We start from the raw sequence: 22394 nt of genomic DNA on the forward strand, positions 1-22394 counted from the left end.
AGCGCGATGATCGGGGATGTCGCGCTGCGGCTTGCCGGGCTGATGGCCAGGCTGGCGGGCTGGGCGCCCGACATGTTCTGGGCGTCGACGCCGACCGATGTGGCGGCGGTGCTCGCGGCCTGGGCCGACGATGCGGGCACGGCGCCGGTGGACCGCGGCGCACTGGCGGCGATGATGGAGGTGTTTCCCGATGGCCGATGAGATCGACGAGATGCTGGTGTCGGTGCGCGCCGACACCGGCGCGTTCCGGCGCGACGTGGCGGCGCTGCGCGCCGAACTGGAAGGGCCGCTTGCCGTGGGCGCCGAGGCGGCGGGACGGCGGATCGAACATGCGCTGACGCGCGCGATCCTGACCGGCAAGCTGGGGTTCGAGGATCTGAAGCGGCTGGCGCTGGCGGTGATGGCCGACATCGCGCGCGCGGCGATCGAGAACGGGATCGGCGCGATTTTGGGTGGCGGCGCGGGCGGAGGAAGCGGCGGCGGGCTGCTGGCGCTGGGGCAGGCGATCGCGGGGGCGATCGGCGGGGCGCCCGGCCGCGCGACGGGCGGACCGGTGAGCGCGGGGCGCGCCTATCGCGTCGGCGAGCGCGGGCCCGAACTGTTCGTGCCGGCGGCGAGCGGACGGATCGAGGCGGCGGGCGGAAGCGTGCGCAACATCGCGATCACGGTGAATGTGCGCGGCGAGGCATCGAGCGAGCCGGCGCGGCTGGCGCAGACCGGGCGGCAACTGGCGCGCGCGGTGCGGCGCGCGGTCGAGGCGGGCCAAGCATAGGGAATGATGCCATGGTCAAGGTTCAAAATTCCCGGCGCGACGCCGTGGCTCCCCTCCCGCATAGGGGCGGGGCTGGGGGAGGGCCAGTGGCGGTGCGACGGCCCTCCCCGCTGCGAGTAGCGAGCAAGCTCGCAACTCTCGCTGCCCTTCCCGCAAGCGGGAGGGGAGGGTTTTTGTGATGGGCTGGGCCTTGGTGGCGGCGGAGCCGCATCATCGCAGGGGCTGGATCAAAAGGTTCGACCCGCGTTTCTGGACGGTGAATTTCGCGCGGCCGATGATGGCGGCGGTGGCGACGACGGGGCCGCGGGCGCTGCGCGTCGAGACGGTCTTCTACCGCAAGCAGGATCTGGCGGGGCTGATCTGGGAGGCGGAGGATCGCTGGGATCATCCGTTGCTGGCCTATGAGACGAAGCGCGATTTTCGACATACGCAGCTCAGCTTCCGCTGGCGCTCGGGCGGGGTGAAGCCGCTCGATGCGCTGCACGGGCCGACACTGACGATCGAGGGGCGCGATGCCGAAGGGGAGCCGCGCGCCTGGTATGTCCGGCTGTGGAATTATGCCGTGGGGACGGGGGAGGATGCCGTCGTCACGCTCGATTTCGATGCGCTCGACGGCGGCTATCTGCTCCCCGGCGAGGGTGATCCGGTGTGGGCGGGCGATATCGACCGGATGTTCGTGTCGCTGGTGCCGCTACGGCCTATGACGGCGGCGAGGGCGTGCTGGCGGGACCGGCCGGGGGATGGGCCGAGATGAGCGAGATCGCCGTCACGGGATCGGGGTCGGTGCTGGCGGTCGGCGATGCGATGCTGCCCGAGCATGGGCTGGGCATCGCGAACGGCTATGACGATTGCTATCACCTGACCCCGGCGCGGGTGGTGCGGCAGATCGTCGCGCTCGGCTATCGCGGCGATATCGTCCATTATGTCGGGATGAGCCACTATATGCGGCTCGCGGCGGAGGGCGGCGGCTTTTATGCCAGCCTGGCTAGGCGGGGCGATCAACGCGCCCTGCGCGGCGTGGCACGCGGGTTTCGCGCACGAATGCGCGGCGGCCGGGCTGGGAGTGATCTGGTCGCTGTCGTACGAAGTTTTCGACGAATATTGTCCGGATGACTGGAAACAGCGCGATGCCGAGGGCGCGCTAGGCGCTGACCGGGTGGGTACCGCCGTCGACGCTGCTGTCGCTCGGCGAATGCGGTGGCGATGGGCTATCTGCAACTGGTGGCGCGGGCGTTCGTCGCGGTGGCGGGGGCGGCGGGGCTGCCGGTGAAGTTCCAGGCGGGCGAGCCCTGGTGGTGGGTGGCGCCGGGCGGGCGGATCTGCGCCTATGACGCGGCAACGACGGCGGCGCTGGGCGCGGCGAGCGTCGCGATTCCTGACGTGCGCGGGGGGCTCGACGCGGGGCAGTGCGCGATGCTCGATGCGCTGGGGGCGCTGCTGGCGGGTTCGACCGCGGCGCTGGCCGCGGCGGCGCGCGACGAGGCGGGTGCAGCGGATTTCACCAGCCATCTGCTCGTCTTTCTGCCGACGGTGCTCGACCCGGCGGCGCCCGAGCTGCGGCGGGCGAATGTGCCGGTCGGCTGGGCGGCGCCGGGCTTCGATGTGCTGCAGCTCGAGGATTATGACTGGGTGACCGGCGGGCGCGGGGCCGAGACAGGGCCTGGCGCGCGCGGCGATGACGGCGCGGCTGGGCTATCCGGTTGATGAGCAGCATTATTTCGCGGGTTTCGTGCTGCGGACGGAGGATCGCGGCCAATGGGCGGCGATCGCCGGGGCGGCCGGGGCGAGCGTGCGCGCGGGGGTGGCGCGCACGTTCGTCTGGGCGCTGCCGCAGGTCGCGCGCGACGGCTTTGTCTGGTTCGACGGGGAGGATGAGGTGCAGGCTTTCGATGCGGTGGATTTCCCGCTGGCGATCGGGCGCGAGGCGCTCGGCATCACCGAATTTTCGACGCAGATCGTGAGCGCGCCGTCGGGGCACGAGCAGCGCGCGAGCGAATGGGCCGAGGCGCGGATGCGTTACGACGCCGGGCCGGGGGTGCGCTCCGAGGCCGATGTGCGCGCGCTGACCGATTTCTTTCGCGCGCGGCGCGGGGCGGCGCGGGCGTTCCGCTTTCGCGATCCGTTCGACAATGGGTCGGCGGCCGATGGCGGACTGCCAGGACCCGAGGATCAGCTGCTGGGGATCGGCGACGGGAGCCGAGCGGCAGTTCGCGCTGGTCAAGCGGTACGGCGCGGGGGACGCGGTGCAGCTACGGGCGATCCGCCTGCCGGTTGCGGACAGCGTGCGCGTATCGGTCGATGGGGTCGAGACGGCGGCATTCGCGGTGACCGGCGAGGGCGAGGTGCTGCTCGATGTGGCGCCCGCCGAGGGAAGCGCGGTGCGCGCGGGGTTCCGCTTCGACGTGCCGGTGCGCTTTGCCGAGGACCGGCTGGAGGTGAGCCGCGCGACCTTTCTGGCGGGCGAGATGGCGAGCGTGCCGCTGGTCGAGGTGCGGGCGCCGTGGTGATGACGATGGCGCCCGGCTGGCTGCGCGAGGAGCTGGTGACGCTGGCGTGGTGCTGGCGGCTGGCGCGGCGCGACGGGGTGGTCGTGGGGCTGACCTCGCACGACCGCGACCTGTTCGTCGATGGCACGCTGTATCGCGCGGCGCCGGGGATGAAGCCGTCGGCGCTGGAGACGAGCGACAGCCTGGAGGTCGAGACGATGGACCTGGAGGGCGCGGTGTCGAGCGCGGCGATCGCGGCGGCGGACCTCGACGCGGGACGCTGGGACGGCGCGCAATTGGTGCTGATGGTGACCGACTGGAGCGCGCCCGATGCGGCGCCGGTGGTCGTCGCGCGCGGCGAGCTGGGGGCGGTCGAGCGGCGGGGATCGGCCTTCGCGGCGGAGCTGCAGGGGGTGATGCGCTGGCTCGACGGGCCGGCGTGCCCCGCGACCTCGCCGTCGTGCCGCGCGGCGCTGGGCGACCGGGCGTGCCGCGTCGACCTGGCGCCGCTGACGCATTTTCGGCGGGTGGTTTCGGTGGCCGGGCGGGCGGTGACGCTCGATGCCCCGGTCGCGGCGGGGACGATGGCCTATGGCGAATTGCTGTGGATCGAAGGCGCGGCGTGCGGGCTGGCGTCGCCGGTGATCGCCGACGAGGGGACGGTGCTGACTCTGGCCGAGGTGCCGGGGGCGCTGCCCGACCTGCCGGCGCGGGTGCGGCTGACCGAGGGGTGCGACCGGCAGCTGGCGACGTGCGGGGGGCGGTTCGGCAATGCCGAGAATTTTCGGGGGGAGGCGCATTTGCCGGGCAATGATTTGCTGACGCGATATCCGGGTGGATGAGATCGGCGGGCCCGATGCCCACCCCGCTGCGACTAGCGAACAAGTTCGCAAGTCTCGCTGCCCTTCCCGCTTGCGGGAGGGGTTTGAGAGGATCGGCGCTCGGGCCTTTGTTGCGGCGCGGGGCCTGGTCGGGGTGCGGTTCCGGTTGCAGGGGTGCGATCCGGCGACGGGGCTCGATTGCGTCGGGCTGGTTTGGGCCGCCTATGCGGCGGCGGGGGTGCGGCTGGTGCGGCCGGGGGATTATCCGTTGCGGGGCTGGGCGCGCGAGCGCGTCGAGGCGGGGCTGGTTGCGGCGGGGTTTGCGCCGGTGGCGGACGAGGCTGTCGGCGATGTCGCGCTGATCGCGCTGGCGGCGGGGCAATTTCATCTGGGGCTGATCGGGGCGGCGAGCCTGGTGCAGGCGCATGCGGGATTGCGGCGGGTGGTGGAGACGCCGCTGGGCCGGGAAAGTGGTGTGGTCGAACGATGGCGGTTTCGGGGTGGGGAGGGGACGTTTGAGGAATGAACTGGTTTCCCCTCCCGCAAGCGGGAGGGGTAGCGAGACTTACGAACTTGTTCGTTAGTCGCAGCGGGGTGGGCCATCGCAACGTCGCTGCCCACCCCCGACCCCTCCCGCCTGCGGGAGGGGAGGACAAACGTCCGCCCCCGCCCAAAAACCCGCCATCGTGCCCCTTCGCCGCGCGCCGCGCTGTCCTTTTCTATGGAGTGTTTCATGGCAACCTTGGTGCTGACGGTGGCTGAGCGGGATCGTCGGCGGGCCGGTGGGGGCGGCGATCGGGGCCTTTGCAGGGCAGCAGATCGACGCCGAAATCTTCAAGCCCAAGGGGCGCGAGGGGCCGCGGCTGGCCGATCTGAAGGTGCAGGCGTCGACCTATGGCCAGCAGATTCCGCAACTGTTCGGGACGATGCGCGTCGCGGGCAGCGTGATCTGGGCGACCGACCTGATCGAGCGGCGCGAGAAGCATGGCGGCGGCAAGGGGCGGCCCTCGGCCACCGAATACAGCTATGCGGTGTCGCTGGCGATCGCCCTGTCTTCGCGGCCGGTCCGCGCGATCCGCCGGATCTGGGCCGACGGCAATTTGCTGCGGGGAACGAGCGGGACGTTCCAGGAGCGCTGCACCTTTCGCTGGTACGACGGGAGCGAGGATCAGGCGGTCGACCCGCTGATCGCCGCGGCGGTGGGTATGGGGTCGGCGAGCGCATTTCGCGGGCTGAGCTATGCGGTGTTCGAGGAACTGGAACTGGCGAGTTTCGGCAACCGCATTCCGGCGCTGACCTTCGAGGTCGAGGCCGATGCGGGGGCGATCGACGCGGGGCTGGTCGGCGACACGCTGCTCGGCGAGGCTGGGCGGTGCGCGGGGCGGACTTTGTTTTCGGGCTATGCCGCGTCGGGCGACCGGGTGCGCGACGCGCTGGCGCCGCTGTTCGACGCCGATGGCGTGCGGCTGATCGGCGCGGCGGACGGCTGGCGGCTGGCGCCGACGGGCCTTGCCGGCGATCCGGTGGCGCTGGGCGCTTTTGCCGAGACGCGGCGGATCGAGGCCGCGGCCGACGGCGCCGAGACGCGGCGGTTGCCGCTGGCGGCGCTGCCGGGGACGGTCCGGCTGCGGCATTACGAGCCCGGGCGCGACTATCAGCTGGGGCAGCAGACGGCGGTTGTCGCGGGCGGCGGGCGGCGCGAGGAGCGGATCGACCTGCCGGCGGTGCTGTCCGCGGGCGGCGCGCGGGCGCTGGCGCGGCGGCTGGCCGCGGCGGCGGGCGACGGTCGCGAAACGCGGGTGTGGCGCGGCGACCTGGCGGCGCTCGCGCTGCCGGTCGGCGGGGTGGTGACGCTGGGCGATACCAGCGCCTGGCGCGTCGCGTCGCGGACGGTGAAGGATGGCGAGGTGCGGATCGAGCTGTCGCGGTACCAGCCGGTCGCGGTGATGGATGATGCGGCCGATCCCGGCGTGTCGGTGCCGGCACCCGACTGGCCCGACAGCGTGGGGCTGGTGCGGCTGTTCGATATTCCGAATCTGGGGGCCGGGGCGGCGATCGCGCCGCGTGTTTTGCTCGCCGCCGCAGGCGACAATGACGGGTGGCGCGGCGCCGAGACCTGGCTGGTGCCGACGCCGGGAAGCGAGCCGATAGCGGTGGGGACGATTCGCCCCGCCGCGGCGCTCGGCGCGTTGACGGCGACGCTGGAAGCCGGCGACCCCGCGCTGTTCGACGGGGAATCCAGGATCCTGGTTTCGCTGGCGAATCCGGCGATGACGCTGGTTTCGGTCGACGATGGCCTGCTGCTCGGCGGCGCGAATCGGGCGATGGTCGGCGACGAGTTGATCCAGTTCGGCGTGGCCGAGGCGCTGGCGCCCGGCGAATGGCGCCTGTCGCGCCTGCTGCGCGGGCGCGCGGGGACCGAGCGGCTGGCGCCGCATCCGGCGGGGACGCCCTTCGTCCTGCTCGACGATGCCGCGCTTTTCCTGTTGCCCGATGCGCTCGCGGGCTGGGCCGAGAGCGGCGCGGCGATTCTGCAATGGACGGCGCGCGGCGGGAGCGATCTCGACGATGTCGCGGTTCCGGGCGGCGCGGCGGCGCTGCGTCCGCTGGCGCCGGTGCACGGACGGCTGCGCGGCGACGGTGCCGGCGGGTTGCTGGTCGACTGGATACGCCGCAGCCGGGTCGATCCCGGCTGGCGCGACGGTGTCGACCTGCCGCTCGGCGAGAGCCGCGAGGCCTGGCGCGTGACCGCGGTGCCCGCGGCCACGGGGCTGGGTCCGTGGGATTGCGCCCTGCCGTCGCTCCATCTGAGCCCGGCCGAGGCCGGCGCGATGGCGCCCGGCACCAGCCTGGAGATTCGGCAGGTCGGCGATTTCGCGCTGTCGCTGCCGCTGATTCTTGCCCTCGATTGAAAGGATTGGCCGATGACCGACCTGCCGAGTACCGCGCGTCTGGCGCTCCCGTTGCTGGCGATGGCGCAGGCGCAGAAGGAGGTGACGCACAACGAGGCGCTGACCCTGCTCGACCTGCTGGTGCAGCCGGTGGTCGAGGCCGGGCCGCAGGCGACCCCATGCGGCGACGCCGGACCCCGGACAGGGCTGGATCGTCGGCGCGGGCGCTTCCGGGGCGTGGGACGGCGAGGGTGGCGCGCTGGCTCTGTGGACCGCGCGGCGGCTGGCGTTTCGTGACCCCGCGGGCGGGCATGCGCACGTTCCGGCTGAGCGACGGCGCCTGGATGCGATTCGACGGCGCGGCATGGGTCGAGCCCGGCACGATCGCGAGTCCGGCGGGCGGCGCGACGGTCGATTCCGAAGCGCGCGCCGCGATCGGGGCCCTGATTCTGGCGCTCGTCGGCCATGGTCTTCTGATTTAAGGCTGAATTTACCCAATATCCCGCGACAAGTGCGGCATTTTGGCAACAGATTGGCGATTTGTTCGCTTGCGCGGAACCAAAGGCGGAGGTAGGACGTCTGCGAGACGTGAATCTCAATTGAAAGGGGAATCTATTATGAGGAAGCTTGCCGCCGCCGTGGCGTTGGCCTCCACCGCCCTTGCGACAGCCGGCTCTGGCGCGCGACGACTCCTGGTATGTTGGAGTTGGGGGTGGTGTCATGATCGTCGAGGACATGGATCTCGACATCGACACCTTCAACAATTCGGGTACGCTCGATCACAAGACCGGCTACGACTTCGAAGGCGTCGTCGGCTATGACTTCGGCGGTTTCCGCGCGGAAGTCGAAGTCGGCTATCGCGAAGCCGATATCAAGGCCAAGCCGCTTCAACACGCCCGGGATTCCGGGCTCGGTCAATGGCTCGGGCAGCCTGGTCACCGGCAACTTCGACCTGAACGGCGATTCGAACGCGCTGAGCTTCATGGTCAATGCGATGCTCGACTTCGGCGACGACGACGGCCTGCAGGGCTTTGTCGGCGGTGGTGCCGGTGTGGCCCGCGTTTCGGTCGAGCCCGTCTTCGCCGGTCCGTTCCTCGACGATTCGGACACGGGTTTCGCGTGGCAGGCGATCGCCGGCGTTCGCGCGCCGCTGACCCGCAACTGGGACGTCGGCCTGAAGTATCGCTTCTTCAACGCCGACAACCTCGACCTGGTCGATCAGCGTGGCCGCGACGTTTCGACGCGCTTCCGTTCGCACTCGATCCTCGGCACGCTGACCTACAACTTCGGTGGCGCCGAGCCGCCGCCGCCGCCGGTCGTGGTTCCGCCGCCGCCGGTCGTGGTCCCGCCGCCGCCGATCGTGACGCCGCCGCCGCCGCCGGTGTGTGAGCCTGGCCCGTACATCGTCTATTTCGACTGGGATCAGTCGAACATCACGCCCGAAGCGGCGTCGACGCTGGACAACGCCATCAGCGCCTACAACCGCGGCTGCACCGGCACGCAGGTCTGGCTCGCCGGTCACGCCGACCGTTCGGGTTCGGCCACGTACAACGTCGGCCTGTCGAATCGCCGCAACGACGCGGTTCGTGCCTATCTGACCGCTCGCGGTATCTCGGATGGTTCGATCACCGCCGAAGGCTTCGGCGAAAGCCGTCCGGCCGTTGCCACTGCCGATGGCGTGCGCAACGACCAGAACCGCCGCGTGGAAATCAAATACGGTCCGGGTTCGGGCAACTAAGATTTCCCGCCCGGTTCGGGCCAGAAACAAGGAGGGGCGGTGCCGCAAGGCGCCGCCCTTTCCTTATGGGCAATCGGCGTCGCGGACCGGCCTGCAGGGGATGGTGCGCTTTTTGTTTGCGCGGTGATGATAATGTTATACCATAACAAAAGATCGGTGACTGCCTGCGGGCGGCGCGAGCGGCCCGGTCTGTGGCGCGAAAGGGCGATGGCTACGTAGCCGCTTCGCTCCGCGCCCGAGAGGGAGAGAGACGATGTACAGACGTCGCAGCCAATTTCACCGCAGCATTTTCCGGGCCGATCCTGCTGGCGATCCCGACATCAACACGACGCCGCTGATCGACGTGATGCTGGTGATGCTCGTGATGTTCATCATCACCATCCCGCCGCCGACGCACAGCGTCGATATCACCTTGCCGACAGGGCCCGAGGTTCCGGGAAAAATTCTCGATGAAAATCTCGTGACCATCGACACCAGCGACATCATTCGCTGGAACGGCGAGGCGATCGATCTGGCCGAACTCGGGCAACGGGTGAAGCTGGCGGCGGAACGGCCCGACCAGCCGGTGCTGATGTTCGAACCCGAAGCGCGGGCGCGCTATCTGCGTGTCGACCAGGCGATCGGGGCGATCCGCCGCAATGGCGGGACGCGCCTCGCCTTCCCGAATATCCACCAATATGGCGGGCTGATCTGAGCAGCGGCTTTCGGGTGGATCGCGGTCATTCCCAAATCCTCCCCGCCCGGCGGGGAGGTGGCGGCGCCCTTCGACTGCCTTGCAGGCGCTCAGGATAAACTGCGCCTTTGGCGCAGCGCTGACGGAGGGGATTCGCGTCCCGAAGCGACGCCGCTTCAGGCGGGCAGCCCCCTCCACCGCCTCCGGCGGTCCCCCTCCCCGTTCCGGGGAGGATTTGGATCGTCCGCTTCCTCGCGGAGACCGGCGTTCCCGACCCGCAGCGGTCAGCCCGCCGGGGCAGTGCCCGGGCGCAGCCAGGCCATCATGTAATCGACATAGTCGGCCTTGCCGAGCGGGACGCCCATGTGGCGGAGCACCGCATAGGCGGCGACGAGGTGGAAGTAGAATTGCGGCTGCGCCCAGTCGCGCACATAGGTGGCGGCGGTCATGTCGAACGCCATGCCGTTCGGCAGCTCGAAGGCGACCGCGCGGGCCGGATCGGCGTCGATCGTCGCCGCATCGACGCCGTCAAGCCAGGCGAGCGTCGTCGCGATCTGGTCCTGGAGACCGGCGAAATCGGTGGCGTCGTCGGCGAATGCCGGAGCGCCCGCCGCGCCGAGGCGGGCCGGCCGCCTGGATCGCCTGGAGGCAGGAGAAGCGGACCTGCGCCGACAATGGAAACATGTCGGGGGCGAGGCGCGCGGCGATGAACTGCAATTCGCCGACACCGTTCCCGGCGCCCCAGGCGAGCGCCTTGCCGAGCTACGCCGAGAGGGCGCGGAGGCCGTTGCGATAGGCGGGCACGGTCATGTCGTAGAGCATCGTCTCTTCCTTCGAAGGGGTGAGGGAAACGCCGTCAGGCGGCGGCGAGATTGTCCTGGAACTGGAGGCGCGCGAGGCGGGCGTAGAGGCCGTCGGCGGCGACGAGCGCGTCGTGCCGGCCTTCCTCGACGATGCGGCCCTCGTCCATCACGATGATGCGGTCGGCGGCGCGCACGGTCGCGAGGCGGTGCGCGATGACGATCGTGGTGCGGTCGTGCATCAGCGCGTCGAGCGCGTCCTGCACCAGCTTTTCCGATTCGGCGTCGAGCGCCGAGGTCGCTTCGTCGAGCAGCAGCAGCGGCGCGCGGCGGAGCAAAGCGCGGGCGATGGCGACACGCTGGCGCTGGCCGCCCGAGAGGCGGGCGCCGCCCTCTCCCATGAAGGTGTCGAGGCCGTCCGGCAGCCTGGCGAGAAAATCCTCGGCATTGGCGGCGCGCGCGGCGTCCCACAGCTCCTCGTCGGTCGCGGCCCAATTGCCGTAGCGCAGATTGTCGCGCGCCGAGGCGGCGAAGATCACCGTTTCCTGCGGCACCATCGCGATGCGGGCGCGGATGTCGGCGGGGTCGGCGTCGGTGAGCGGGATGCCGTCGAGCAATATACTGCCGCCCTGCGGATCGTAGAATCGCTCGGCGAGCTGGAACAGGGTCGACTTGCCGGCTGCCCGAGGGGCCGACGATCGCGACGGTCTCGCGCGGCTCGATCGCCAGGCTGAAATCGTGGAGCGCGGGCGCGTCGGGGCGCGTCGGATAACGGAATTCGACACCCCGGAACTCCAGCCGTCCCTGCGGCGGATCGGGGAAGCGGCGGGCGTTGGCGGGCGCGGCGATGCTCGGTTCGGCGTTCAGCAGTTCGGAGAGCCGTTCGGCGGCGCCGACGGCGCGCAGCAGGTCGCCATAGACCTCGGTGAGCGCGCCGAAAGCGCCCGCGACGAGCCCGCCGGTGAGCACGAAGGCGGCGATGGTGCCGCCGGTGATCGTCCCCGCCGCGACCCCCGCGGCGCCGTACCAGAGCAAGGTCGTGATCGCGCCGAAGAGCAGGCCGATGACGATCGCGGTCATGATCGCGCGGAGGCGAATGCGGCGCTTGGCGGTGGCGAAATTATTCTCGACCGCCATGGTGAAGCGCTCGGCTTCGCGGCTTTCCTGACCGAAGGCCTGGACGATCTTCATCGCGCCCAATTGCTCGGCGGTTGTCGCGCCGATGTCGGCGACGCGGTCCTGGCTGGTGCGCGACACATTCTGCAGGCGGCGGCCGAGCAGCACGATCGGCAGGATGATGACGGGGATGCCGAGCAGGATGCCGCCGGTGAGACCCGGCGAGAGCGAGAAGAGATAGACGATGCCGCCGATGCCCATCACCATGTTGCGCAGCGCGACCGAGACCGTGGTGCCGACCACCTGCTCGATCACCGTCGTGTCCGACGTCATGCGCGAGGCGATTTCGGAGGGGCGGTTTTCCTCGAAGAAGCCGGGAGCGAGGCGGAGCAGATTGCGCTGTACCGCCTGGCGGATGTCGGCGACGGTGCGTTCGCCGAGCCAGCTGACGAAATAGAAGCGCAGCGCCGTGGCGAGCGCGAGGGCGATCACGATCAGATAGAAGAGGCGGAAATGCGGGGCGACGTCGCCGCCGCCGGCGACGAAGCCGCTGTCGATCATTTCCTTGAACTGCCAGGGGATGGCGAGCGTCGCGAGCGCCGCGACGCCGAGCGCGACCGCGGCGATCAGCAATTGCAGCGGATAGCGGCTGGCGTAGCGCCAGATCATGCGGAGGCTGCCGAGCTTGCGCGGGCGCCTGTCCGGCGCGCCGGACGATTCGGGGACGGAAGCGGGGGTGGCTGTCTGGTCTGATCTTGTCGCCATGCCCCGCCCTAGCAGCGGCGGCGGGTCCGCTCAACGGCGCAAAATGGCGGTTAGGCTTCATACGCCATGAAGCGGGACAAAATGATGCATTGCACAATGAGGCCGAACGCCTAGACTGCGAAGCAACGAGCAGGCGCCGACAGAGCGCCGCGGGCAACGCAAGGACATTTCGCACATGCTGTATCACGCCTTTGACATGCACAAGAGCTGGCTCGCGGGGGCGAGCGCGCTGGCGACCGCGGGGGCGCAGGCGATCCAGCATCCGGCGAATCCGCTCGGCTATTTCGGCGGCAGTCCTGCCTTCGCCTCGGCGCTCGAGGTGTTCGCGCACGCCGCGGCGCCGCGCGGCAAGCCGTCGTTCGACCTGTACGAGACGATCGTCGACGGCGAGACGGTGCGGGTGAGCGAAAAGGTCGAGGCGCGCAAGCCGTTCGGGCAACTCAAGCATTTCCGCCACAAGGGCAGCGAGGGCGCGCCCAAGCTGCTGATCGTCGCGCCGATGTCGGGCCATTATGCGACGCTGCTGCGCGGGACGGTCGAGCGCATGCTGCCGGGCCACGACGTGTGGATCACCGACTGGCGCGACGCGCGCAACGTGCCGCTGGAGGCGGGCAAGTTCGACCTCGACGATTATATCGACTATCTGATCGCGTGGCTCGAACATATCGGGCCGGGCGCGCATATGCTGGCGGTGTGCCAGCCGTCGGTGCCAAGCCTCGCCGCCGCCGCGATCATGGCGGCGAACAGGCACAAGTGCCGCCCCGCCACGCTGACGATGATGGGCGGGCCGATCGATACGCGCAAGGCGCCGACCGCGGTGAACGAACATGCGATGACGCGCCCGCACGCCTGGTTCCAGGAAAATGTCATCGTCACCGTGCCGGCCTGGTATCCCGGCGCCGGGCGCCGCGTCTATCCCGGTTTCCTGCAGCTCGCGGGCTTCATGTCGATGAACCTCGGCAATCACATGATGAGCCACTGGACGATGTTCAAGCATCTGGTCGAGGGCGACGGCGAGAGCGCCGACAAGACCAAGGAATTCTATGACGAATATCGCGCGGTGTGCGACATGACCGCCGAATTCTACCTCCAGACCGTCGATCTCGTGTTCCAGCGCCACGCGCTGCCGAAGGGCGAGATGCTGCATCGCGGGCAGAAGGTCGACCTGACGAAGATCGAGGATATCGCGATCCTGGCGATCGAGGGTGAGCGCGACGATATTTCGGGGATCGGCCAGACCAAGGCGGCGCTGACGCTGACCAAGAATTTGCCGACGGAGAAGAAGAAATATCTGATGGCGAAGACCGTCGGCCATTACGGCATCTTCAACGGCCGCAAATGGCGCGAGGATATCGCGCCGGTCGTCGAGGGGTGGATTCGCAGCAACGGGGGGTGACCGGCAAAGCGGGTTGCGCGCAAATCTCCCCTCCCGCAGGCGGGAGGGGTCGGGGGTGGGCGCGAACGCCGTGAGCTTTGCGACGTCGCCATGCCCACCCCGCTGCGACTAGCGGACAAGTCCGCAAGTCTCGCTGCCCCTCCCGCTTGCGGGAGGGGAGGTATGGCGGTCAATGCCAGGGCGAGACGCGAACGCTCCAGTAAACGACATAAAGCAATCCCGCCCAGAGCAGCAGGATGAAGACCATGCCGAGCGCGGCTCGAGGGGCGGTCGGCGGCGGCTTCGGCGGTGGCGTGGAGTTCGGTCCAGAGTGCGTCGGGGATCATCCGGCGGACGAGCCATAGCCCGAGCGGTACGAGGATCAGGTCGTCGAGCCAGCCGAGGACCGGGATGAAATCGGGGATCAGGTCGATCGGCGACAGCGCATAGGCCGCGACGACGATCGCGAGGATACGCGCCGCCCATGGCACGCGCGGGTCGCGTGCGGCGAGCCAGGCGGCATGCGCCTCGACCGCGAGGCGGTGGCCGAGATCGCCGATGCGTTCGGAAAGGGATTTGCCGGTCATCGCGATTCACTCTAGCCTTCGCCCATGGCTATCCAACTGAAAAGCGCGCGTGTCGAACGCTGGCCGGTCGCGGGCGCGTTCGTCATCAGCCGCGGCGCCACGAGCCATGTCGATGTCGTCGTCGCCGAGGTGGAGGCGGGTGGCGCGATCGGGCGGGGCGAGGGGACGCCGCTCTATTATCAGGGAGAAAGTGCCGAGGCGTGCCGCGACCAGTTGCTGCATGCCGCCCCGCATATCGCCGAGCTGAACCCCGCCGAGGCGCGGGCCGCGGTGCAGCTGTTGCTCGCACCGGGGGCGGCGCGCAATGCGCTCGACTGTGCGCTGTGGGACCTCGAGGCGCAGCAGTGCGACCTGCCCTTATGGTATCTGGCGGGATGCGAGGCGCCGCCGACGCCGCGCCTCACCGCCTTCACCATTTCGCTCGGCCCGCCCGATACGATGGCGGCGCAGGCGGCGGCGGCCTGGGATGCGGGCTATCGGCTGCTCAAGCTCAAGCTGACCGGCGAGGGCGACCGGGCGCGGGTCACCGCGGTACGCGACGGAGCGCAGGGGGCGAGATTGATCGTCGATGCCAATGAAAGCTGGGGCCAGCTCGACCTGCTCGCCGAGGCCGAGGCGCTCGCCGAGCTGGGGGTCGAGATGATCGAACAGCCGGTGCCCGCGGGCGCCGATGCGCTGCTCGATCCCATCTATGCGCCGATCCCCTTCGTCGCCGACGAAAGCTGTCACATCGCGGCCGATGTGGTGCGCGTGGGGCCCTTTTACGACGGGGTGAACATCAAGCTCGACAAGGCGGGCGGGCTGACCGAGGCGCTGCGGCTGGCCGACGCGGCGGATGCGGCGGGGCTGTCGATCATGGTCGGGTGCATGTTGTCGACGAGCCTGGCGGTCGCCCCGGCCTTCGTGCTGGCGCAGCGGGCGCAATGGGTCGATCTCGACGGGCCGGCGCTGCTGGCGAAGGACCGCGAAGGCGGGTTCCGGTATGAGGATGGGCGGATATCGGGGCCTAGCCTGATGGAGCGAATAAGCCCCTCCCCTTCAGGGGAGGGGGTTGGGGTGGGGGCCAGAAACCTTGTGCAAGGTTTCTGGCCCCCACCCGCTGCGACTAGGCAGCAAGCTGCCAAGTCTCGCTGCCCTCCCCTGAAGGGGAGGGAGAATGATTACAATGCCACCTCGGCATGCTGGCCGAGGTCGCCTTCCTTCATCGTCATGCCGGTCGCCATCTTGAACATCCCCTTGATGCCGGGGTCGGCGGTCCAGATTTCGGCATTGTCGAGGTCGAAGCGGAGCAGGACGAGCTTCGGGTCGCTCTTGCCGCCTTCGTACCAGGCCGCGATGCTGTTGTTCCAGAGCTTGTCGAGCACCGCGCGGTCGGTCTCGACGCGCAGCGTGCCCGCGATGCAGGCGAACAGGTCGTGGCCCTTCGATGCGAATTGCGCCATCGCCGGGCCGCCCGCCGCGAGGCGGTTGTCGGTCGCGGTGAAGAACCAGAAAGCGCTGTGGGCGTCCTTGTCGAGCTGTGCGTTCATCGGCACATGATGGTCGCGCTCGCCGGTCAGGCCGACCATCACGAAGGGACTGGCATCCAGCGCCTTCCAGAAGCTCTTCTTGATATCCTCGCTCATGGGGAAACTCCTCTTTCCCCCTCGATGAAGGCTATACGCGGCAGCGGCGCGGACGTTGCGGCGATTCAGCGCGGGCGCGGCTCGGCATAGCTGACGACTTCATATTCGATGCCGTCGGGGTCGAGGAAATAGAAGCGGCGGCCGGGTTCGTAATCGCCGTGGCTGAAGGGGATGAGGCCGACCGCTTTCACGCGCATTTCGATGGTGTCGAGATCGTCGACCTGGACGCCGACATGGTTGAGCGGCTCGCCCTTGGCATAGCGCGCCTTGGCATGTTCGCCGTCGGGGCCGGTGTAGAGCGCGACATAGGCGCTGTCGGTGCCGAGGTGGATCGTGCGGCCGCCGTCGCGCGCCGGGCCGCGCCAGCGTTCGTGCCAGCCGAAGATCGCCGAGAGGATGCCGGCGCTGCGGTCGGGGTCGCTGACGGTGAGGTTCACATGTTCGATGAAGGGGCGCGTCATGATTGGGCTTTCGTGATTCGGTTGACGCAGCGGGTTATGAAAGCTCAAGTGAGGTTTAGATCAAGCGATATTGACGCGCCCGATTCTCCGGTTCGTCATTGCGGGCGGAGCGACGCAATCCAGAGCGGTTTGCATATACTCCGGATTGCAGCGTCGCCTTCGGCTCCTCGCAATGACGGGAGGATATGATGCACCGGACCGACCTGATCGCGATCGGCGACCTGGCGAGACGCACCGGGGTCGCGGTGTCGGCGATCCGATTCTACGAGGCGAAGGGGCTGGTCGCGGCGCTGCGCACGCGCGGCGGGCAGCGGCGCTTCCTGCGTGCCGACATCCGCCGCGTGTCCTTCATCCTGATCGCGCAGCAATTGGGGCTGAGCCTCGAGGAGATCGCCGGCGAACTGGCGCGGCTGCCCGCCGGGCGCACGCCCAACGCCGCCGACTGGGCGCGGATCAGCGGCGGATTGCAGGCACGCATCGCGGCGCAGATCGCGGCGCTGGAGCGGACGCAGGAACTGCTGGGGCAGTGCATCGGCTGCGGGTGCCTGAGCCTGAAGCGATGCGCGCTGTACAACCGCGAGGACAAGGCGGCGCAGCGCGGCGCGGGGCCGCGCTATCTGATGGGCGACCGGGCGGGGGAAATTGCGGAGGTTGGTTGAAACCCTCTCCCCTTGCGGGAGAGGGATGCGCAGACTTGGCAGCTTGCTGCCTAGTCGAAGCTGGGTGAGGGGTGCGGTCGCGAAGCGACCGCGCGAGCCATGGGCTCGCGACCCCTCATCCAACTGCGGCTAGTTCGCTTCGCTCACAAGCCTTCATATCCTTCTCCCGCAAGGGGAGAAGGGATTTAAAGCAGCCCCGTCTGCTGGCGGTAGAGGTGGCTGTCGGCATATTGCACGAATTTCACGATCGTGCCGCTCGACCACCGTCCACACATGGCAGAAGGGCGTCGCGACCGCGCCGTCGCGGCCGCGATAGAGGCCGAAGGCGATGGCGCGATCGTCGCCCAGCGGCAGCAGCTCGTCGGGGATGGCGGTGAAGTCGGGGATGTCGGCACCGATCGGGCCGAAGACATTTTGCGCAATCTCGCCGATGCCGTTCCATACGCCGCCATAGGGCATGCCCTCGGCCTCGTGCCACTCGGTCGCGCCGAGCAGGGCGGCGAGCGCGGCCATGTCGGCGGCGGCGAAGGCCTCGTAAACGGATCGGGCGGCGGTTACGGCATCGGTCATCGCATATCCCCTGTTTCGATGCGGCGGAGATTGGGGTCAATCGCGTCCGGTGGCAAGCCTCCGGCGGCGGGCTATTTGCACGCGGTGCCGAGCCACTTGCCGCTCGTCGCGGTGACGACGGTCAGCGGCTGGCCGTTGCGGACCCCCTTGGTCACGCTGCGCGTGGCATAGCCGGTGGCGCTGTAGGTGCCGGTCGTGATCGTGCGGATCGGGGTCGGCAGCTCCTTGACCGTGCAGGTCGAATTGCCGCGGATCTTTCCGGCGGAAAGCGTGTAGGTCCGCACGCTGCACTTCGCGCCGGGGGCGTGCAGCAATATCTGCGGCGTGCTCGCCGCCTGGCGCGCGGTAAGGCAGGTGGTGCGCGGCGTCTGTTTATCGGCGGCACGGATCAGCGTTTCGGGCACGCCGGGGATGTCGGCGCTGACCAGCCGCGTCACATGCGTCCATCGGCCCGCCTGCGGCGCGGGGGTCGCCGCGGCGGCGGCCCCCGCGAGCGCCAGCGGAAGGGCGAGGACCGCGCCGTTCATCGGCTCAGACGGCGCCCAGCTTTTCGATCTCGGGCGCCCCGGCGAGGCAGGGGCCGAGCTTCGCGCCGAGCGAGCGGAAATGGTCCGACGCGCGGTGCGCCTCGACCGCCGCTTCGTCGTCATAGCATTCGAGCACCTTGTAGACGCCGGTCTCGTTGGTGCGGAACAGCTTGTAATAGCTGTTGCCGGGTTCGTTGGCGCGGACCGCGGGCGCGAGTTCGGCGAAGACGCCCTCGAATTCTTCTTCCTTGCCGGGTTGTACCCGGATCGTTGCGATAATGCCGATGGCGCTCATGTTCTTCTCCCTCTTGTTCGCAAAGAAACCGGGCCGGTGGCGAGGCCAGCCCGATCCATTATCAGAAAACCTCGAACAGCCCCGCCGCGCCCTGGCCGCCGCCGATGCACATGGTGACGACGACATATTTGGCGCCGCGGCGCTTACCTTCGATCAGTGCGTGGCCGGTGCAGCGCGCGCCGGTCATGCCGAAGGGGTGGCCGATCGAGATCGAGCCGCCGTTGACGTTGAGCAGCTCGTTCGGAATGCCGAGCGTGTCGCGGCAATAGAGGACCTGCACCGCGAACGCCTCGTTGAGTTCCCACAGGCCGATGTCGTCCATCTTGAGCTCGAAGCGTTCGAGCAGCTTGGGGATCGCGAAGACCGGGCCGATGCCCATTTCGTCGGGCTCGGTGCCCGCGACCGCCATGCCGACATAGCGGCCGAGCGGAGTCAGGCCGCGCTTTTCGGCGACCTTGGCCTCCATCAGCACCGCGGCCGACGAACCGTCCGAAAGCTGGCTGGCGTTGCCCGCGGTGATCGTGTGGCCTTCGCCCATCACCGGCTTCAGGCTGGCGAGCCCTTCGAGCGTGGTGTCGGGGCGGTTGCATTCGTCCTTGTCGGCGACGACCTCCTGATAGGAAACTTCCTTGGTTTCCTTGTTCACGACCGCCATCGTCGCCTTGCAGGGCACGATCTCGTCGTCATATCTGCCCGCGGCCTGCGCGGCGGCGGTGCGCTGCTGCGACTGGAGCGAATATTCATCCTGCGCCTCGCGGCTGATATTATAGCGCTTCGCGACGACCTCGGCGGTGCCGATCATCGGCATATAGGTGTCCTTGTGCATCGCGATCAGCTCGGCATCGGGTTCGATGAACACCTTGCCGCTGCCGCTGACCTTCGAGATGCTTTCGACGCCGCCCGCGACGACGATGTCCTGGCGATCGACGATGATCTGCTTCGCGGCGGTCGCGATCGTCATCAGGCCCGACGAGCATTGGCGGTCGATCGACATGCCCGGCACGGTGACGGGCAAGCCGGCGCGCAGCGCGATGAGGCGCGCGACGTTGGGCGACTGCGAGCCCTGTTGCATCGCGGCGCCGAAGAGGACGTCGTCGATCTCGCCGCCTTCGAGGCCGGCGCGCTCGACCGCGGCCTTGACCGAAAAGGCGCCGAGCGTCGGCGAGGTCGTGTTGTTGAACGAGCCGCGCGCCGCCTTGGTCAGCGGGGTGCGGGCGGTGGAAACGATGACGGCGTCACGCATTCTGTTTCTCCTAGAACAAACTCAATTCCATCCCCTTCAGGGGAGGGCAGCGAGACTTGGGAACTTGTTCCCTAGTCGCAGCGGGTGGGGGCCAGAAACCTTGCACAAGGTTTCAGGCCCCCACCCCAACCCCTCCCCTGAAGGGGAGGGGCTTAATCACCTCACACGAAAAACTGGCTGATCCATTCGGCCATCAGCGCGGGCTTGTCCTCGCCCTCGATCTCGACGGTGAATTCGAGCGTCTGCTGCCACTGGCCGGGGCGTTTTTCGTCGAGTTCGAGCAGCTTGAAATGGCCACGCACGCGCTTGCCCGAGCGGACGGGGGCGAGGAAGCGGACCTTGTTGCCGCCGTAGTTGACGCCCATCTTGACGCCTGCGGGGCGCGGGCAGTCCGAGGTCGCCATCAGCACCGGGAAAAGCGACAGCGTCAGGAAACCATGCGCGATGGTGCCGCCGAACGGCGTCAGCTTCGCCTTTTCCTCGTCGACATGGATGAACTGATGGTCGCCGGTGGCGTCGGCGAATTTGTCGATCATGTCCTGATCGACGAGCAGCCATTCGGATGTGCCGAGCTGCTTGCCGACCAGTTCCTTCATGTCCTGCGGCGGAATCGCGCCCATTTCTCATCCCCTCAACGGTTGTTCGGGGCGCGTTCTAGGCCCGGGCGGCGGGGTTGCACAAGAGCCAAGGGCTTTGCGCTACGGCGCCGTAGCGTCAGCCGGGCCTGGCGCCCCCGGACGCCGCCGTCTTGCCCTTCGGAGACTCGGGCCAGGGCATGATCATCGTGCCGTCTGGCGCGGCGGTGAAGGTCGTCTGCGTCGGATAGGCGAATTCATAGCCCGCGGCGGTCAGTGCCTCGAACAGGCGGATACCGACATCGGTCCGCGCGGCCGCGACAAGGCCGAGGTCTTCCTGATGCACGTCGAACACCAGTTCGAAGTCGAGGCTCGACGGGCCGAAGCCGGTAAAGCTCGACCGGATGAAATCATGCCCCGCCAGTTTGACCTGCTCCTCGAGCAGCGCGGGCAGGGCGCGAAGCCGTTCGGGCGTCGTCTGATAGATGACGCCGATCGCAAAGCTGATCCGGCGGCGGAACAGATGCGCGTAATTGCTGATCTCCTTGGACAGGAGGTTGGTGTTGGAAATCACCAGCAGTTCGCCGTTGACCGAACGCAACCGGGTGCTTTTCAGCCCGATGCGCTCGACCGTCGCGGTGCTCGTGTCGTACTTGATCGTCTCGCCGACGCGGAACGGGCGGTCGAAGATGATCGACAGCGAGGCGAAGAGGTCGGAGAAGATGCCCTGCGCCGCGAGGCCGATCGCGATGCCGCCGATGCCGAGGCCGGCGATCAGGCCGGTGACATTGACCCCCATATTGTCGAGGATGACGATGCCCGCGATCGCGAACAGCGCGACGCTGATCAGCAGGCGGATGATGCCCATCGCGTTCGCCAGCGTCTCGTTATGGCCCTCGGCGGCGCGGCGCTGGATCAGGCCGAGCACGATCTCGCGCGCCCAGATCGCGACCTGCATGACGACCGAAATGGTGAAGACGAACTGGATGATCTGCAGGATCAGCGCGGGCGGATTGGCATAGCCCGCGACGAGCCGGATCGCGACGATCGCGAGGACGAAGGATTTGGTCTTGTGGATCACCCGCCCCGCGATGTGGGTGATGGTGAAATCGCCCTCGGCCGACTGCGCATGCTTGAGCGCGAAGCCGCGCAGCATCGACAGCAGGAAATAGATGATCAGGCCGGCGCCGATGGCGATACCGATCTGCAGCCAGTGACTGTTGATCCACGCGATGCTGGCGTCCCACCAGTAGCGGAGGTCGTCCATGGGGTTGTTGGCAGGCGCGGTTCTCGTCGCGGGGGCGGCCTTGGTCGCGGCGCTGCTGGCGGCGGTGAAAAGAGAGAAGGTCACGTCGGTCCTTTTGATCGGTCAGGCGGAACGGAGCAAGGCGGCCGCATCGGGCGCGCGCTCCAGATAGGTCAAAAAGCCGCGTTCGACACGCGAAAGATATTTGGTCGCGCGCGGCAGCGGGCCGACGGCGGCGGTAAAGTCGCCGCGTTCCTGCGCCGCGGCGATCATCGCGGGGTGGACATAGGCCTTGCGCGCGATCGCGGGAGTGTTGCCGAGATGGCTAGGCGACATGGGTCAACAGCTGTTTGAGCGTCGGGGGCTCGGGCGCGCCGTAGAGAAAGGCGAAAGCCTCGACGCTGGCCGACCAGGTGCGGAAATGCTTGGCGCTGAAGGCGTCGCCCATCGCATCGCGGATATAGGCATTCACCTCGTCCGACCCCACCGCGCAATAGTCGCCGTCCTCCTCATATCGGAACAGATGCTGGCCGGGCAGGTCCTGAAGGCGGCGGACGAGCGTGGTCAGGCTGCGGTCGCTGACCACCACCTCGCGCTTCATTCCGCCCTTGGCGCGATATTTCAGGCGGAGCGACTTGCCGGTCAGCTTCGCGTGGCGGCGGCGCAGCGTGGTCGCGCCGAAGCTGTTGTTCGCGGCGGCATATTGCTCGTTGCCGACGCGCAGCGCGGCGAGGTCGAGCAGGCGGACGACGGCGGCGACGACGCGTTCCTGGCAGAGGGTGCGGCGGCCGAGATCCTCCTGGAGCCGCGCGCGGAGCAAAGGCAGGGCATGGCCGAATTCGGCGCAGCGGTCATATTTGTCCGCCTCCTGCGCGAGGCGGAAATCGGGATGGTAGCGATATTGCTTGCGCCCGCGCGCGTCATAGCCGGTCGCGAGGATATGGCCGTTGGGGGCGGGGCAGAACCAGGCGTCCTCATAGGCCGGCGGTAGGGCGATGGCATTCAGCCGCCTGATTTCGGCGGCGTCGCGGATGATCCGGCCCTTGGCATCGCGGTAGCGCCAGCCGTCGGCGAGCCGCTCGCGGCTGATGCCCGGCAGGCTGTCGTCGATGTGGATGAGACGCGCGGCGGAGGTCTGGGCGGCCATGAGGGGATAGCGTTTTGTTGGG

20 protein-coding genes and 6 pseudogenes are annotated in these 22394 nt (G+C 68.6%); 13 read left to right on the forward strand and 13 right to left on the reverse strand.

Translation table 11 applies throughout. The features are described from left to right. Positions 1-6 precede the first annotated feature (6 nt). From N0A20_RS00560 to N0A20_RS00600, 10 genes and pseudogenes are all read left to right on the forward strand, one after another. Positions 7-201 (forward strand): phage tail assembly chaperone, encoded by a 195-nt coding sequence (locus tag N0A20_RS00560; protein ID WP_260582098.1) that lies wholly within the window; start codon positions 7-9, stop codon positions 199-201. Beyond that, complete coding sequence (locus tag N0A20_RS00565; protein ID WP_260582099.1) at positions 191-772, forward strand: tail tape measure protein; 582 nt, start codon at positions 191-193, stop codon at positions 770-772. Before N0A20_RS00560 ends, N0A20_RS00565 begins: the two co-directional genes overlap by 11 nt. A 178-nt stretch (positions 773-950) precedes the next feature. Then, positions 951-3279 (forward strand): annotated as a pseudogene (locus N0A20_RS00570) (DUF2460 domain-containing protein). A 5-nt stretch (positions 3280-3284) separates the two neighbouring features. After that, positions 3285-4100, forward strand: a complete 816-nt coding sequence (locus N0A20_RS00575; protein ID WP_260583973.1) for a DUF2163 domain-containing protein — start codon at positions 3285-3287, stop codon at positions 4098-4100. Between the two features lie 133 nt (positions 4101-4233). Further along, complete coding sequence (locus tag N0A20_RS00580; protein WP_260582100.1) at positions 4234-4605, forward strand: C40 family peptidase; 372 nt, start codon at positions 4234-4236, stop codon at positions 4603-4605. Between the two features lie 256 nt (positions 4606-4861). After that, on the forward strand, positions 4862-6991 hold the full coding sequence (locus tag N0A20_RS00585) for a phage tail protein (protein ID WP_260582101.1): 2130 nt from the start codon (positions 4862-4864) through the stop codon (positions 6989-6991). A gap of 12 nt (positions 6992-7003) precedes the next feature. Continuing rightward, on the forward strand, positions 7004-7267 hold the full coding sequence (locus N0A20_RS19915) for a hypothetical protein (RefSeq protein ID WP_312846581.1): 264 nt from the start codon (positions 7004-7006) through the stop codon (positions 7265-7267). Then, positions 7182-7544 carry a hypothetical protein gene (locus tag N0A20_RS19920; RefSeq protein ID WP_312846662.1) on the forward strand — a complete coding sequence of 121 codons (363 nt, stop codon included), beginning with the start codon at positions 7182-7184 and terminating at the stop codon, positions 7542-7544. The genes N0A20_RS19915 and N0A20_RS19920 overlap by 86 nt, the downstream gene beginning before the upstream one ends. Before the next feature lie 243 nt (positions 7545-7787). After that, entirely contained in the window at positions 7788-8708 is a 921-nt protein-coding gene (locus N0A20_RS00595; RefSeq protein ID WP_312846582.1) for an OmpA family protein, read from the forward strand. Positions 8709-8961: 253 nt separating this feature from the next. Beyond that, positions 8962-9402, forward strand: coding sequence for an ExbD/TolR family protein (locus N0A20_RS00600; protein WP_260582102.1), 441 nt, complete (start codon positions 8962-8964; stop codon positions 9400-9402). A 263-nt stretch (positions 9403-9665) separates the two neighbouring features. Here the strand turns inward: N0A20_RS00600 and N0A20_RS00605 are convergent. From N0A20_RS00605 to N0A20_RS00610, 3 genes and pseudogenes are all read right to left on the reverse strand, one after another. Next, positions 9666-9950, reverse strand: a pseudogene (locus tag N0A20_RS00605) (DUF1993 family protein); the annotation flags it as partial. Next, positions 9910-10098, reverse strand: coding sequence for a DUF1993 family protein (locus tag N0A20_RS19925; RefSeq protein ID WP_312846663.1), 189 nt, complete (start codon positions 10096-10098; stop codon positions 9910-9912). The pseudogene N0A20_RS00605 and the gene N0A20_RS19925, both read right to left, overlap by 41 nt. A gap of 139 nt (positions 10099-10237) precedes the next feature. Continuing rightward, positions 10238-12062 (reverse strand): annotated as a pseudogene (locus N0A20_RS00610) (ABC transporter transmembrane domain-containing protein). 175 nt (positions 12063-12237) lie between these two features. On the opposite strand from N0A20_RS00610, the gene N0A20_RS00615 reads away from it, so the two are divergent. Continuing rightward, positions 12238-13458, forward strand: a complete 1221-nt coding sequence (locus N0A20_RS00615) for a polyhydroxyalkanoate depolymerase (protein ID WP_260582104.1) — start codon at positions 12238-12240, stop codon at positions 13456-13458. A 254-nt stretch (positions 13459-13712) separates the two neighbouring features. Here the strand turns inward: N0A20_RS00615 and N0A20_RS19930 are convergent. Beyond that, positions 13713-13967 (reverse strand): annotated as a pseudogene (locus N0A20_RS19930) (YkvA family protein); the annotation flags it as partial. A gap of 81 nt (positions 13968-14048) precedes the next feature. Here N0A20_RS19930 and N0A20_RS00625 point away from each other — a divergent pair. After that, positions 14049-15026, forward strand: a pseudogene (locus N0A20_RS00625) (dipeptide epimerase); the annotation flags it as partial. A gap of 158 nt (positions 15027-15184) precedes the next feature. Here N0A20_RS00625 and N0A20_RS00630 read toward each other — a convergent pair. Together N0A20_RS00630 and N0A20_RS00635 are read right to left on the reverse strand one after the other, a co-directional pair. Further along, on the reverse strand, positions 15185-15649 hold the full coding sequence (locus tag N0A20_RS00630; protein WP_260582105.1) for a pyridoxamine 5'-phosphate oxidase family protein: 465 nt from the start codon (positions 15647-15649) through the stop codon (positions 15185-15187). A 65-nt stretch (positions 15650-15714) separates the two neighbouring features. Then, positions 15715-16110 carry a VOC family protein gene (locus N0A20_RS00635; RefSeq protein ID WP_260582106.1) on the reverse strand — a complete coding sequence of 132 codons (396 nt, stop codon included), beginning with the start codon at positions 16108-16110 and terminating at the stop codon, positions 15715-15717. Between the two features lie 188 nt (positions 16111-16298). Here N0A20_RS00635 and soxR point away from each other — a divergent pair, with 188 nt between their 5' ends. Then, positions 16299-16769, forward strand: a complete 471-nt coding sequence (soxR, locus tag N0A20_RS00640) for a redox-sensitive transcriptional activator SoxR (RefSeq protein ID WP_260583974.1) — start codon at positions 16299-16301, stop codon at positions 16767-16769. Positions 16770-16922: 153 nt separating this feature from the next. Here the strand turns inward: soxR and N0A20_RS00645 are convergent, their stop codons facing one another. The 7 genes and pseudogenes from N0A20_RS00645 to N0A20_RS00675 form a co-directional block, all read right to left on the reverse strand. Then, positions 16923-17339 carry a hypothetical protein gene (locus N0A20_RS00645; protein WP_260582107.1) on the reverse strand — a complete coding sequence of 139 codons (417 nt, stop codon included), beginning with the start codon at positions 17337-17339 and terminating at the stop codon, positions 16923-16925. Positions 17340-17410: 71 nt separating this feature from the next. Further along, on the reverse strand, positions 17411-17866 hold the full coding sequence (locus tag N0A20_RS00650; RefSeq protein ID WP_260582108.1) for a DUF3617 domain-containing protein: 456 nt from the start codon (positions 17864-17866) through the stop codon (positions 17411-17413). A 4-nt stretch (positions 17867-17870) separates the two neighbouring features. Then, positions 17871-18161: a putative quinol monooxygenase gene (locus tag N0A20_RS00655; protein ID WP_260582109.1), complete on the reverse strand. Its 291-nt coding sequence runs from the start codon at positions 18159-18161 to the stop codon at positions 17871-17873. A 61-nt stretch (positions 18162-18222) separates the two neighbouring features. Continuing rightward, positions 18223-19404: an acetyl-CoA C-acyltransferase gene (locus N0A20_RS00660; protein ID WP_260582110.1), complete on the reverse strand. Its 1182-nt coding sequence runs from the start codon at positions 19402-19404 to the stop codon at positions 18223-18225. 161 nt (positions 19405-19565) lie between these two features. Continuing rightward, positions 19566-20024, reverse strand: a complete 459-nt coding sequence (locus tag N0A20_RS00665) for a MaoC family dehydratase (protein ID WP_260582111.1) — start codon at positions 20022-20024, stop codon at positions 19566-19568. A gap of 94 nt (positions 20025-20118) precedes the next feature. Further along, on the reverse strand, positions 20119-21246 hold the full coding sequence (locus N0A20_RS00670) for a mechanosensitive ion channel family protein (RefSeq protein ID WP_409574808.1): 1128 nt from the start codon (positions 21244-21246) through the stop codon (positions 20119-20121). 102 nt (positions 21247-21348) lie between these two features. Continuing rightward, positions 21349-22372 (reverse strand): annotated as a pseudogene (locus tag N0A20_RS00675) (DNA topoisomerase IB). Positions 22373-22394 lie beyond the last annotated feature (22 nt).

Source organism: Sphingopyxis sp. PET50 (genome assembly GCF_025244705.1).
Taxonomy (GTDB): domain Bacteria; phylum Pseudomonadota; class Alphaproteobacteria; order Sphingomonadales; family Sphingomonadaceae; genus Sphingopyxis.